The organism is Citrobacter sp. Cb041 (assembly GCF_030336655.1).
GTDB lineage: Bacteria > Pseudomonadota > Gammaproteobacteria > Enterobacterales > Enterobacteriaceae > Citrobacter > Citrobacter braakii.
This window is the reverse complement of sequence record NZ_JAOWDD010000028.1, coordinates 267,583-281,406: the sequence shown is the minus strand read 5'-3', so window position 1 is coordinate 281,406 and position 13,824 is coordinate 267,583. Positions and strand designations below refer to the sequence as shown.

11 protein-coding genes are annotated in these 13,824 nt (G+C 54.6%); 10 read left to right on the top strand and 1 reads right to left on the bottom strand.

Annotated features, from left to right (window positions below; translation table 11 throughout):
- The first annotated feature begins 239 nt into the window (after window positions 1-239).
- The 10 genes from OGV52_RS03865 to ybaK all read left to right on the top strand — a co-directional run bounded on the left by OGV52_RS03865 (window position 240) and on the right by ybaK (window position 11,834).
- Window positions 240-2,384 carry a TonB-dependent receptor plug domain-containing protein gene (locus OGV52_RS03865; RefSeq protein ID WP_287108107.1) on the top strand — a complete coding sequence of 715 codons (2,145 nt, stop codon included), beginning with the start codon at window positions 240-242 and terminating at the stop codon, window positions 2,382-2,384.
- 2 nt (window positions 2,385-2,386) lie between these two features.
- Complete coding sequence (locus tag OGV52_RS03860; RefSeq protein WP_016152100.1) at window positions 2,387-3,211, top strand: heme/hemin ABC transporter substrate-binding protein; 825 nt, start codon at window positions 2,387-2,389, stop codon at window positions 3,209-3,211.
- 18 nt (window positions 3,212-3,229) lie between these two features.
- Window positions 3,230-4,576 (top strand): heme anaerobic degradation radical SAM methyltransferase ChuW/HutW, encoded by a 1,347-nt coding sequence (hutW, locus tag OGV52_RS03855; RefSeq protein WP_287108106.1) that lies wholly within the window; start codon window positions 3,230-3,232, stop codon window positions 4,574-4,576.
- 3 nt (window positions 4,577-4,579) lie between these two features.
- Window positions 4,580-5,074: a heme utilization cystosolic carrier protein HutX gene (hutX, locus tag OGV52_RS03850; protein WP_016155886.1), complete on the top strand. Its 495-nt coding sequence runs from the start codon at window positions 4,580-4,582 to the stop codon at window positions 5,072-5,074.
- Window positions 5,074-5,697: an anaerobilin reductase gene (gene chuY, locus OGV52_RS03845; RefSeq protein ID WP_016152097.1), complete on the top strand. Its 624-nt coding sequence runs from the start codon at window positions 5,074-5,076 to the stop codon at window positions 5,695-5,697. The genes hutX and chuY overlap by 1 nt, the downstream gene beginning before the upstream one ends.
- 51 nt (window positions 5,698-5,748) lie before the next feature.
- Window positions 5,749-6,741: a FecCD family ABC transporter permease gene (locus OGV52_RS03840; RefSeq protein WP_016152096.1), complete on the top strand. Its 993-nt coding sequence runs from the start codon at window positions 5,749-5,751 to the stop codon at window positions 6,739-6,741.
- Window positions 6,738-7,508: a heme ABC transporter ATP-binding protein gene (locus tag OGV52_RS03835; protein WP_287108105.1), complete on the top strand. Its 771-nt coding sequence runs from the start codon at window positions 6,738-6,740 to the stop codon at window positions 7,506-7,508. Before OGV52_RS03840 ends, OGV52_RS03835 begins: the two co-directional genes overlap by 4 nt.
- A 147-nt stretch (window positions 7,509-7,655) precedes the next feature.
- Window positions 7,656-10,157 (top strand): copper-exporting P-type ATPase CopA, encoded by a 2,502-nt coding sequence (gene copA, locus OGV52_RS03830; RefSeq protein ID WP_016155883.1) that lies wholly within the window; start codon window positions 7,656-7,658, stop codon window positions 10,155-10,157.
- Window positions 10,158-10,359: 202 nt separating this feature from the next.
- Window positions 10,360-11,154 (top strand): TraB/GumN family protein, encoded by a 795-nt coding sequence (locus tag OGV52_RS03825; RefSeq protein WP_047358021.1) that lies wholly within the window; start codon window positions 10,360-10,362, stop codon window positions 11,152-11,154.
- A gap of 200 nt (window positions 11,155-11,354) precedes the next feature.
- On the top strand, window positions 11,355-11,834 hold the full coding sequence (gene ybaK, locus OGV52_RS03820) for a Cys-tRNA(Pro)/Cys-tRNA(Cys) deacylase YbaK (RefSeq protein WP_016152092.1): 480 nt from the start codon (window positions 11,355-11,357) through the stop codon (window positions 11,832-11,834).
- A gap of 181 nt (window positions 11,835-12,015) precedes the next feature.
- Here ybaK and ushA read toward each other — a convergent pair whose 3' ends face one another.
- Window positions 12,016-13,668, bottom strand: coding sequence for a bifunctional UDP-sugar hydrolase/5'-nucleotidase UshA (gene ushA / locus OGV52_RS03815; RefSeq protein ID WP_016155880.1), 1,653 nt, complete (start codon window positions 13,666-13,668; stop codon window positions 12,016-12,018).
- Window positions 13,669-13,824 lie beyond the last annotated feature (156 nt).

The window sequence follows — 13,824 nt, the reverse complement described above, 5'->3', positions numbered from 1 at the left end:
CCGTAATCCTTTACCCAAGAACCCGCGCATTTTCCACCATCACAGCGATGCACAAATCCTTTTAATTCACATTGTTATATCCGATTCAGATCACATTTCAGCATTTATTGACCACGCAAAATTGACTCAAATCAAAAGATGCATCGGTTCTGCACCTTTCATCTTGAACAAAGGGAAACAATTTTATATACAAACGCGAATGATAATGATGGTCATTTACATTCAATAAAGGTTCTCTTATGTTGCCACGGATTAACCAAAGGCCATTTATTCTTTCAGCCCTGACATTATGCATGTCCGGCGCTACTTTTGCAGCGACCTCTCCAACACACGGTTCAACGTCCGACGAAGATACGGTGATCGTTACGGCTAACCGCACAGAAAGTAGTCTCTGGGATAGCCCGGCAACCATTCAGGTTATCGATCGCCAGACGCTACAAAATTCCACCAGCGTTTCTCTTGCTGATGATTTACAAGATATCCCCGGTGTCGAAGTTACCGATAACGCTCTCGCAGGTCGGAAACAAATTCGTATCCGTGGCGAAGCTTCTTCGCGGGTGCTGATTTTGATAGACGGCCAGGTCGTCAGCTACCAACGTGCCGGACAAAACTACGGAGCCGGTTTACTGATTGACGAATCCGCGCTGGAACGTATTGAAGTGGTCAAAGGCCCTTATTCTGTCCTCTACGGTTCGCAGGCAATTGGCGGCGTCGTGAACTTTATTACCAAAAAAGGCGGCGATAAGCCTCTGGGTGGTAGCGTTAAGGCTGTTTATAACTCCGCAACGGCAGGATGGGAAGAGTCAGCGGCAGCCTGGGGAAGCATCGGTAACTTTGACTACCGTATCAATGGCAGCTATTCCGACCAGGGGGATCGCGATACACCTGACGGAAGATTGCCCGACACCAACTTCCGTAATAACGGCCAGGGAGTGTGGCTTGGCTACAACCTCGATCGCCACAAAATTGGGCTCTCACTCGACCGTTATAAGCTATCCACTCAAACCTGGTTTGACGATCCCGAAGGTCAGTTCGATGACTTTAGCGTCAAAATTCCTAAGCTGGAACGCGAGAAAATCGGTCTTTTCTACGACTACGCGGCCGACGGGGATTACCTGAAGAACATCCATTTTGACGCATACACCCAGACAATAGAGCGCAAATTTGAAAACCGGGTCAAAACGACCCAGATTATCCCCAGCCCGATGATTAAAGCGCTGACGGTAAGCAATCGAACCAATACCAACGACAAACAATATACCCAGGGTGTAACGCTGCAGGGCAATATCTCCCTTCCGGCTAACAACACGCTGGTGATTGGCACTCAGTATCAGCATGACAAAATAAAACAGGACACGGACGGCAGTACGCGCCAGACTGCGGCTACCGGCTTCTTCGATACGCAAACCCGTACCCTGTCATATAACGAAGCGGAACAAAGCAACACCTCACTGTTCGCGCAAAACGACTGGCGCTTTGCCGATGACTGGACGTGGACCGTGGGCGCACGCCAGTACTGGCTGTCTTCGAAACTCAATCGCAACGATACGCAAACTATCCAAAGCAGCGGCACCACCTGGCAATCCACCGGGGGAAATTCCGTTCACGATGATGAACTGGTGACCTCGACCAGCCTGCGCTATTCCGGCTTTGAAGATCTTGAACTCCGGGCTGCATACGCCCAGGGCTATGTCTTCCCCACGCTTACTCAGTTGTTCATGCAGACATCCGCCGGCGGCAGCGTTACCTACGGCAACCCAAACCTGAAGGCGGAACACTCAAATAACTATGAGTTGGGCGCGCGGTATAAAGGGAATATGTGGCTGATTGACGGTGCTATTTATTACTCCGAAGCCAAAGACTATATCGCCAGTCTGGCCTGTTCAGGCCAACCCGTTTGCAACGGCAACACCACCTCTTCCCGCGGCGGCTATTACTACTACGACAACATCGATCGTGCCAAAACCTGGGGCATGGAATTAACCGCAGAATACAACGGCTGGGCGGTTTCCCCCTACCTGAGCGGTAATCTCATTCGCCGTCAATACGAAGGCAACACCATAAAAACCTGGGATACCGGCGAACCCACGCTGACCGGGCGCGTTGGCCTGAAACATACCTGGTTGATGAATGTCGCTAACGTGACGTCCGATGTCTTTATTCGCGCGGCGTCCCGCGCCAAAGATAATACCGGCACCACGGAAATAAACTACCCAGGCTGGGCCACGCTTAACCTCGCATTCAACACCGAGTTTGGTCCGCAGGACCAGTATCAGGTCAACCTCGCGCTCAACAACCTGACCGACAAGCGTTACAGAACCGCGCATGAATCTATCCCAGACGCTGGTTTCAATGCCGCTGTTGGCTTTGCGTGGAATTTCTGACGATGAAAAAACTCATGATTGGCTTACTGAGCCTCGCCTGTGTTTTCAGCGCCCAGTCCGCTGACCGCCTGGTGGTGGCGGGCGGTTCGCTTAGCGAACTGATTTACGCCATGGGCGTCGGCAACCGGGTGGTTGGCGTCGATGAAACCACCTCATACCCACCTGAAACTGCCGCACTCCCGCATATCGGCTACTGGAAGCAGTTAAGCAGCGAGGGCATTTTATCGCTGCACCCGGACAGCTTTATCACCTGGCAGGATGCAGGCCCTCAAATCGTTTTGGATCAGCTCCGGGCGCAGAAAGTTAACGTCGTTACATTGCCGCGCGTACCGGCCACCGTCGAGCAGATGTACGCCAACATTCGGGAGCTGGCTCAAACGCTGCGCATTCCTGAACAAGGTGAAGCGCTGGTCAATCGCCTGCATCAACGTCTGGATCGTGTTCAGCACAGCGTGGCGGCGAAGAATGCGCCGGTCAAAGCCATGTTCATTCTCTCCGCTGGCGGCAGCGCGCCGCAGGTCGCCGGCAAGGGCAGCGTTGCCGATGCCATTATGACCCTTGCGGGCGCACAAAATGTCGCCACCCACGCGCAGTATAAAAGTTACAGCGCGGAGTCGCTGATCGCCGCCAACCCGGAGGTGATCGTGGTGACGTCGCAAATGGTGGATGGCGATCTGGCTCGTCTGAGCGCGATTGCCGGTATTACCCACACTGCGGCCTGGAAAAATCAGCGCATTGTGGCGGTAGACCAGGCGCTGATTCTGGGAATGGGGCCTCGCGTCGCCGATGCGGTTGAAGCCCTGCACCAGCAATTCTGGCCTCACTAACTGGATTTATAAAAAAGAATGAAAACTGAACACTCGCTGGATCTCACCGCGCATTTTGCGCTTGAGGGAAGTCAGCCCTTTAAGGATCGCCGCGCCACAATGCCATGGCGCGGGGCGATTCCGATTGCCAAAGAGCTATTGTCACAAACCTGGCAGGATGTTATCAGCCAGCCTACCCCGCCGCGTAAACGGCTGGTGTACTTGCATATCCCTTTTTGTGCAACGCATTGTACTTTCTGTGGTTTTTATCAAAACCGGTTCGAAGAAGATCACTGCGCCCGCTACACCAACGCGCTGTTGCGCGAAATCGAGATGGAAGCCGATAGCGCGTTACATCAGTCAGCCCCAATTCACGCCGTCTATTTTGGCGGCGGTACGCCTTCAGCGCTGTCAGCACGGGATCTGGGCAGAATCATCACCGCGCTGCGTGAAAAGTTACCGCTGGCGCCGGACTGCGAAATTACCATTGAGGGACGAGTGCTCAATTTTGACGATGCGCGAATTGATGCCTGCCTTGACGCTGGCGCCAATCGGTTTTCGATCGGTATTCAATCTTTTAACAGCCGGATCCGCAAGAAAATGGCGCGCACCTCAGACGGCCCGACCGCAATTGCCTTTATGCAGGGGCTGGTAAAACGGGATCGTGCCGCCGTGGTATGCGATCTGTTGTTTGGTCTGCCAGGACAAGATGCAAAACAGTGGGGCGACGATCTGGCGATTGCCCGTGACATCGGCCTCGACGGCGTAGATCTTTATGCGCTGAACCTGATCCCCAATACACCGCTTGGCAAAGCAGTTGAAACCGGGCGCACAACCGTTCCCTCTCCCGCCGAACGTCGCGATCTCTATCTTCAGGGTTGCGATTTCATGGACAACGCGGGCTGGCGCTGCATCAGCAACAGCCACTGGGCGCGTACCACGCGTGAACGCAATCTGTACAACCTGCTGATTAAACAGGGAGCGGACTGTCTGGCATTCGGCTCAGGCGCCGGGGGATCAGTCAATGGCTATTCCTGGATGGTCGAGCGCAATCTGACGACATGGCATGAATCTATCGCCGCCGGGAAAAAACCGCTAATGATGATGATGCGTACCGCCGAGCGTGGTTTCCAGTGGCGACACACTCTCCAGGCGGGCATTGAAACGGCCCGCGTCCCGCTGGATGAACTGACGCCTCATGCACAAAAACTGACCCCGCTACTGACCCAATGGCATCACGCAGGACTGACGCGAGATGCCAGCACCTGTGTGCGCCTGACCAATGAAGGGCGTTTTTGGGCAAGCAATATTTTGCAGTCTCTTGATGAACTTATTCAGGCACTTAACGCGCCGCGCATTGCGGTAGAACAACCATACCAGGAGTGAATTATGAGCCATGTCTCTTTACAGGATTTTTTGAAAACTGAACCGGACGGTACGCTGGAAGCTATCGCTGCCCAGTACAACACCACGCTGCTGGAGGTGGTGAAAAACCTCCCCTCCCCGACGCTGGTTTCCGGCGATCAATTTGATACCGTCTGGGAAACCGTCAGCGAATGGGGCAAAGTCACCACCCTGGTCCATACTGCTGATGTCATTCTGGAATTCACCGGTGAATTACCTTCCGGATTCCACCGTCATGGCTACTTCAACCTGCGCGGCAAAAAAGGCATGACCGGTCATATCAAGGCAGAAAACTGTACGCATATTGCCCTGATTGAACGCAAATTTATGGGAATGGACACCGCGTCCATTCTCTTCTTTAACCAGGCGGGTAGCGCGATGTTCAAAATTTTCCTCGGTCGGGATGAACATCGACAGCTACTGGCCGAACAGGTCAGCGCCTTTCACGCGTTGTCTTCATCTTTAAAGGAACATGCCTGATGGCTCCATGGCTCATTTTTGGTGCGGGTGGTAGCGGCGTCGGTGCGAAAACGCTTGAACTCGCACTGGCGGAACAACGTCCGGTGATTGCCGTCGTTCGCAACGCACAGGTCGCTGCTGGGTTGCAGGAAAAAGGTGTGCAGGTCTTCATCGGCGACGCCTGCGATAGTCAGGTCACCGCCTGTGCCTGCCGCGCAGCGGGTCAACATGCCACGGTGATCTCCTCCATGGGCGGCGCCCAGGATTATCTGGCGCACAGAACCGTCATTGATGAAGCAGAAAAAGCGGAGATCAAGCGCATGATTCTGGTGACCTCACTCGGCTGCGGTGACAGTTGGCCTTTTCTTTCTTCACGCGCAAAGGCCGCATTTGGTCAGGCTGTACGGGAAAAATCGTTGGCTGAAAGCTGGCTACAAACCAGTCGACTGGACTACGCCATTCTCCGCCCCGGCGGTTTGCTGAACGGTGCAGCCACAGGCCAGGCGCAACGAATACAGGCTCAGGAGTGTCACGGCTTTGTGATGCGTGCAGATGTTGCGAAGCATATCCACGAACTGGCCACTGCGCCGGCACTCAATAACCAGATTTACAGTTTGGTTGAGCCGGGACTGAAACCCGCGTAAACCCCTCACGGCGCGGGAACTCCGCGCCGCAAAGACGTTATGGAGCGTTACGTGCTTAAGGACTCGCTTTCTTCCGTCAGCATCCTGACGGGTCTTTCTCTTTTGCTGGTTGCTCTGATGCTCTTCGGTGCCAGCCAGGGAGCGCTGAACATTAGCTTCAGCGCCCTGTTCAACGACGAATATCGTGATATCTGGTTAAACATCCGCTTGCCTCGCGTGCTGCTGGCCGTTCTGGTCGGTGCTGCGCTGGCGACGGCAGGGGTCATCATGCAGGGACTTTTTCGCAATCCGATGGCCGATCCTGGCCTGCTTGGCGTCAGCAGCGGCTCCGCGCTGATGGTCGGCATCGCGATAGTTATCCCATTTTCGTTCCCCGTAGTGCTGGTGCTGTATGAGCAGATGATTTTTGCCGTTGCAGGCAGCATGGTGGTCTGCACGATTATTTTCCTGATAAGCCAGCGTCATAACCACGGTGGAATGATGCAACTGCTGTTAGCCGGTATCGCTATCAATGCCCTGTGCGGTTCGGCTATTGGCGTACTGAGCTATGTGGGCGACGAGCAGCAGCTACGTCAACTTACATTGTGGATGATGGGAAATCTCGGCCAGGCCCAGTGGCCAACGCTGTTGGTTGCCAGCACGTTTGTTCTTCCAGCCATTGTTGTCACCATCTGCATGGCGGGAACGCTTAATTTACTGCAGTTGGGTGATGAAGAGGCGCATTACCTCGGCGTAAACGTCAAACGTAAGCGTCAGCAGTTACTGTTGCTCAGTTCGCTCCTGGTTGGCGCTGCGGTTTCCGTCAGCGGCGTAATTGGTTTTATTGGCCTGGTGATCCCACATCTGATCAGAATGACGACCGGTGCCGATCATCGCTGGTTGATTCCCTGCTCTACGCTGGCCGGTGCCTGTTTACTCCTGATTGCCGACACGTTGGCCCGCACACTTGTTCAGCCAGCCGAAATGCCCGTTGGCCTGTTAACCAGCCTGATCGGTGGACCGTATTTCCTGTGGTTAATACTGCGTAGCCGGAGGGTGTCATGATCGTCGCTGAAAATCTGGTCTACCACATTCAGGGAAGACGACTGACCGACGACGTTTCCCTGACGCTACCTGATGGAGAGATCATCGCGATTCTTGGCCCGAACGGAGCCGGGAAATCGACGCTGCTACGCCAGCTTACGGGATATCTGCAGCCCCACAGTGGGCGTTGTAGCATGTTTGGCAAGCCGCTGGACAAGTGGTCAATCACCGAGCTGGCAAAAACCCGTGCCGTGATGCGCCAGAATAGTCATATGGCCTTCCCGTTTAGCGTGCAGGAGGTCATTCGCATGGGCAGACATCCGTATCGTACGCGCAATACGGGCGATGAAACGGAGCACATCATGGCATTGTGTGATTGCCAGACGCTGGCCGCACGCGATTACCGGCATCTGTCGGGAGGAGAACAACAGCGGGTACAGCTCGCGCGCCTGCTGGTTCAGCTTTGGGAGCCCGAGCCTGGGCCGAAATGGTTGTTTCTTGATGAACCCACCTCCGCGCTGGATATTCACCACCAGCAGCACCTTTTTCGTCTGCTACGTCGTCTGGTGCGTGAACGGCAGTTTAACGTCTGCTGCGTCCTGCACGATCTCAACCTCGCGGCGCGCTATGCCGACCGTGTGGTATTGATGGAAGGCGGCAGGATAGTTGATAACGGATATCCGCAGGATGTTCTGAAGCAACGGTCGCTGAACGCGCTGTACGGTGCCGATCTCACGGTCATAAATGAACCGAAGCATCGAACGCCGATTATCGTCCTCAATCAATAACAGACCGGGAACCCCTGACGTGGCGTTCCCGTTTTTTCTCCCTTTACACCCTTTTTTCACCTTTTCTAAAAACGCCCTTGACCTTCCCCTTGCTGGAAGGTTTAACCTTTATCACAGTCAGTTAATCCTGCAAAAAAGGAGTTGGTTATGTCTCAAACAATCGATCTAACCCTGGACGGCCTGTCCTGTGGTCACTGCGTAAAACGCGTTAAAGAAAGCCTGGAACAACGTCCGGACGTTGAGCAAGCGGATGTCACCGTGACAGAAGCGCATGTTACCGGGAGCGCCAGCGCAGAAGCGCTGATTGAAACCATCAAACAAGCCGGTTACGGCGCGGAGTTAAGCCACCCAAAGGCTAAACCGCTGACGGAGTCATCAATCCCGTCGGAAGCACTGGCAGCGGTCCCTTCCGAGCTTCCGGCAGCTACGGCTGATGATGACAGCCAACAGTTGCTGTTAAACGGCATGAGCTGCGCCAGTTGTGTGACCCGCGTACAAAATGCATTGCAAAGTGTACCGGGCGTCACGCAGGCACGGGTAAACCTGGCGGAACGCACTGCGCTGGTAATGGGCAGTGCCTCCGCCGCAGATTTAGTACAGGCGGTTGAAAAAGCGGGCTACGGCGCAGAAGCGATTGAAGATGATGCTAAGCGTCGCGAGCGTCAGCAAGAAACCGCCGTGGCAACCATGAAACGTTTTCGCTGGCAGGCAGCCGTCGCGCTGCTCCTGGGTATCCCGGTCATGGTATGGGGCATGATTGGCGACAACATGATGGTGAGCGACGACAACCGCAGCCTGTGGCTGATGATTGGTCTGGCAACGCTTGCCGTGATGGTTTTCGCGGGCGGTCACTTTTACCGCAATGCGTGGAAAAGCCTGATGAACGGCACCGCGACCATGGATACGCTGGTGGCGCTGGGTACGGGGGTGGCATGGCTCTATTCCATGAGCGTCAACCTCTGGCCGCAATGGTTCCCGATGGAAGCGCGACACCTCTATTATGAAGCCAGTGCCATGATTATCGGTCTGATTAACCTCGGACACATGCTGGAAGCGCGGGCTCGCCAACGCTCGTCTAAAGCACTGGAAAAACTGCTCGATCTGACACCGCCGACCGCACGCGTCGTCACTGACGAAGGTGAAAAGAACGTGCCGCTGGCAGAGGTGCAGGCTGGAATGTTGCTGCGCCTGACCACCGGTGACCGCGTTCCGGTTGATGGCGAAATCACTCAGGGTGAAGCCTGGCTGGATGAGGCCATGCTGACCGGTGAGCCGATTCCACAGCAAAAAGGTGCAGGCGATAGCGTCCACGCCGGTACGGTCGTACAGGACGGTAGCGTGCTGTTCCGCGCCAGCGCTGTTGGCAGTCACACCACGCTGTCGCGCATTATTCGTATGGTGCGCCAGGCGCAAAGCAGCAAACCGGAAATTGGCAAACTGGCCGACCGCATCTCCTCGGTGTTCGTTCCGGTCGTGGTCGCCATTGCGCTGGTCAGTGCGGCTATCTGGTATTTCTTTGGACCGGCGCCGCAGATTGTCTATACGCTGGTAATCGCCACCACCGTCCTGATTATTGCCTGCCCTTGTGCGCTGGGTCTGGCAACGCCGATGTCGATTATTTCCGGCGTCGGGCGTGCCGCTGAATTTGGGGTGCTGGTACGTGATGCCGATGCGCTGCAGCGCGCCAGCACGCTCGATACCATCGTGTTTGATAAAACCGGGACGCTAACTGAAGGCAAACCACAGGTTGTCGCCATCAAAACGTTTGGCAATACCGACGAAGCGCTGGCAATTCGTCTGGCAGCGGCCCTTGAACAGGGTTCCAGCCACCCGTTAGCCAGGGCGATTCTGGACAAAGCAGGTGATGTCACGCTGCCGCAGGTCAACGGTTTCCGTACGCTGCGCGGTTTAGGCGTCAGTGGCGAAACGGAAGGCCATTCGCTGCTGCTGGGGAACCAGGCGCTGCTCAATGAACAGCAGGTAGATACCACTGAAATGGAGGCTGAAATCACCGCTCAGGCTTCCCAAGGCTCAACCCCGGTTCTGTTAGCGATTGACGGTAAAGCGGCAGCGCTGTTAGCGGTACGTGATCCTCTGCGTAGCGACAGCGTGGCAGCGCTCCAGCGTCTGCACCGCGCCGGGTATCGTCTGGTGATGCTCACCGGCGACAACCCAACGACCGCCAACGCCATTGCCAAAGAGGCGGGTATTGATGAGGTGATTGCTGGCGTTCTGCCGGACGGTAAAGCCGAGGCGATTAAACGTCTGCAGAGCCAGGGGCGTCAGGTTGCCATGGTCGGTGACGGTATCAACGATGCGCCTGCGCTGGCTCAGGCTGATGTAGGGATTGCCATGGGTGGCGGCAGCGATGTGGCGATTGAAACCGCCGCGATTACGCTGATGCGCCATAGCCTGATGGGCGTTGCCGATGCGCTGTCTATCTCCCGGGCAACGCTGCGCAATATGAAGCAGAACCTGCTCGGCGCGTTTATCTATAACAGCATCGGTATCCCCGTTGCCGCCGGGATTTTGTGGCCGTTCACCGGAACACTGCTCAACCCGGTCGTTGCCGGGGCGGCGATGGCGCTCTCCTCCATTACCGTGGTGAGCAACGCTAACCGACTGCTGCGCTTCAAACCTAAAGAGTAAGCCTTTACCGGATGCCGCTCTGAACGGAGCCCCAAATCATTCGCGTTGCATTAAGGCGGCAAGTATAAAAACCCCAGGAGCATAGCCAACTATGTGACTGGGGTTTTTGCTCGCTGCCAATAAAGAGGCTGAGGGAATGATGAAGTGTATTTGCACCTTCCAGGACCACGCGCTAGCATGGAAGTCTACTTAGGGAGGCCGTATGGATCTGTTGTACCGGGTAAAATCATTTTTCACCGCGCTACGCGGCAACCACTATACCTGGCCTGCCATCGACATCTCCTTGCCCGGTAACCGCCATTTTCACCTGATTGGCAGTATTCACATGGGCAGCCGCGATATGGCGCCTCTGCCTGCCAAATTACTCAAAAAGCTCCAGCGTGCCGATGCGCTCATTGTCGAAGCCGATGTTTCCGGCGACGACGCGCCGTTTGCCAACCTTCCGACCTTTGCCGCACTGGAAGAGCGCATCAGCCCAGAGCTGTTAGATAATCTGCACAAAGTCACCGACGAGCTGGGTATTTCCCCTTCCCTGCTGTCTACCCAGCCGCTGTGGCAAATCGCCATGGTCTTGCAGGCAACGCAGGCGCAGCAGTTGGGGTTGCGGGCAGAATACGGCATTGATTACCAACTCCTGAATGCGGCAAAACAGGTGCATAAACCCATAATCGAGCTGGAAGGCGCATCCAGCCAAATCGAGCTGTTGTGTCAGTTACCCGATAACGGACTGGCTCTGCTGGACGATACCCTGACGCACTGGCATACCAATGCCAGACTGCTACAACAGATGATGGGCTGGTGGCTTAAAACGCCGCCACGCAATAGCGAACTCACTCTACCCAATACTTTTAGCCAGTCACTGTATGACGTTTTGATGCATCAGCGTAATGCGGCCTGGCGCGATCGACTCAGGGCGATGCCTGCCGGGCACTATGTCGTGGCCGTTGGCGCGCTGCATTTGTACGGAGAAGGAAATTTGCCGGAGATGTTACGGTAAAAAAATGGCCAATATTGCTATTGGCCCGTCAAAGAGGAATTTCATCATTATTATGATCCCGACGCTTAAAGCATCGGTGTAGTTCGATTGTCGCTCAAAGTCATCATCCTGCCAACACTATTGCGCAAGATGGTACTATTTTTTAGACAGACATCAGGCGTATGCTTGTGTCGTATTTTGTCTGGGCCAGGAAAATTGCTATGACACCCGCCGTTAAATTACTCGAAAAAAACAAAATTTCTTTTCAGATCCACACCTACGATCACGATCCGTCCGAGACGAACTTTGGTGACGAAGTGGTACGCAAGTTAGGTCTGAATGCGGACCAGGTCTACAAAACGCTACTGGTTGCCGTGAATGGCGATATGAAGCACCTGGCGGTTGCCGTTACGCCGGTAGCCGGTCAACTGGATCTCAAAAAGGTCGCCAGGGCGTTGGGAGCCAAAAAGGTCGATATGGCCGATCCGATGATCGCGCAGCGAACCACCGGGTATCTGGTAGGCGGCATCAGTCCGCTGGGGCAGAAAAAAAGATTGCCGACGCTCATCGACGCTCCCGCCCAGACGTTTGACACCATTTATGTGTCCGGCGGCAAACGCGGGCTGGATATTGAACTGGCAGCAGGCGATTTGGCGAAAATTCTGGATGCGAAATTCGCCGATATCGCACGCCGTGATTAATTGTCTTTTGCCCGGTGATACGGCGATTGAGCCTACTGCGATTACAGGGTGTGATTGGTGAAGACAGTTTGGACTCGGCCAGCGCGCAGGAACCGGAGCATAGAGGTAATAAGTAGGATTATTGGGCCGCCATGAAGGGCGGCCCGGAGGAGCGGATAAAATGATGCCCCAAATTGCCCTGTTACTGCCAGCTTACCTCGCCCTTCGGCTCATACGCACCGGCATCGAGCGGTGAGTTCTTCTGCACGTACTCTTTCAGCACCTCCGCATCAATAAACCCGGTATTCACATAGCCTGGCTTGTTATCAATTCGCGGATAGCCATCGCCGCCGGTGGCATTGAAGCTCAGCGTTGCCATGCGATAGGTTTTGGCTGGATCAACGGGTTCGCCTTTAATTTTCAAATCGTTAAGCTTGCCGTCTTTCGCCACGAAGCTGACGTTGGCAAACTGCGGATAGGCCCCGGAATCCGGCTTCATTTGTGCCACGGCGGTCAGATAGTCAATCACCTCTTTCCCGCTCATATCGGCGTACACCACGATGTTACCGAACGGCTGCACCTTCAGCACGCTCTTATAGGTGATATCACCGCCTTCGATGGAGTCACGGATACCGCCGCCGCTCATCACGCCAAAATCAGCGCTGGTTCGCGCCATTTGCGCAGCCAGCAGTAAATGCCCCATGTTGGTCTGTACGAAACGGACTTTGCTACGGTCGCCTTCGAGGCGCGCATTGACGCTACCAATTTTCACGTCGAGCTGCGCTTTGCCTTTATTCTGGAATGGCGTCAGCAGAGAAAGCATTTGCTGATTTTCTGCAATTTCCGGGGTGTAGAGTACGCGCTCACTTTTACCGTTGTCCCAGGTCACTTTTTTCTTCAGGTTGACGGGGATGAGCTGGTAGTTAACCATTTTCATTTCGCCATTGCGGAACTCAAAGTCCGCCCGCCCAACGTATTTCCCCCACTCATGCGCCTGCACAATCCAGATCCCGTTTTGCTTGTCTGGCGCACACGGCGTACCCGGTACGTAATCAACCTGCTTCTTGTTTTCCGCGGCCATACATACCGGATCCTGCGAGTGACCACCCACAATCATTGCCAGCGATCCCGCCGGCAGGCTGCGCGCCATTTCTACGTCGCCAGGCGCGTTCGAGCCGTGATTGCCATTGTCATAATGTCCCATATGGGTGGTCGCAATAATGATGTCCGGCTTTTCCCCCATATTCAGTTCCTGGATAACCAGTTTGGCTTCATCAGCAGGTTTACGGAACTCAATATCGGTAAAGAACTCTGGGTTGCCAATTTTCGCCGTATCGTCAGTGGTTAAACCGAGTACGGCAATTTTTAAATCCTGACGCTTAAAGATGGCCCACGGCTTAAACAAACGCTCGCCGGTGCTTTTCTGATAGATATTGGCCGAGAGAAACGGGAATTTGGACCATTTTTCCTGCTGGCGCAATACGCTAAGCGGATTATCAAACTCGTGGTTTCCGACCGCCATCGCATCATAGCCAATCAGGTTCATTCCGCGAAAATCAGGTTCCGCATCCTGCAGATCGGACTCCGGTACGCCAGTATTAATGTCGCCACCGGAAAGCAGCAGTACACTGCCTCCTTCCTCAGCCACCTCTTTACGAATACCGTCCACCAGCGTTTTTTGTGCCGCCAGCCCGTATTCACCGTATTCGCTACGCCAGAAGTGACCGTGATGATCGTTGGTATGCAGAATGGTAATTTTGTAGGTTTTATCTTTTTCGTACGCCTGTGCAGGTTGACCTGCCAGCGCAAATGCGGCTAATAACGCCAGCGCCACGCCCCGTTTTAAAAACTTCATATTTCACTCCCTGACTCAATATCAACCGCCATACCCGTTATCATTCAAATTACATGTGCGTTGGCTGCGCTCACTTCCCCCTGTCGCTTATGCAGTAAGCTCCTGGGACTCTCGCGTTTGCCGCCTACCTGTAAGTCGAATTAGTTCGGGCATAAA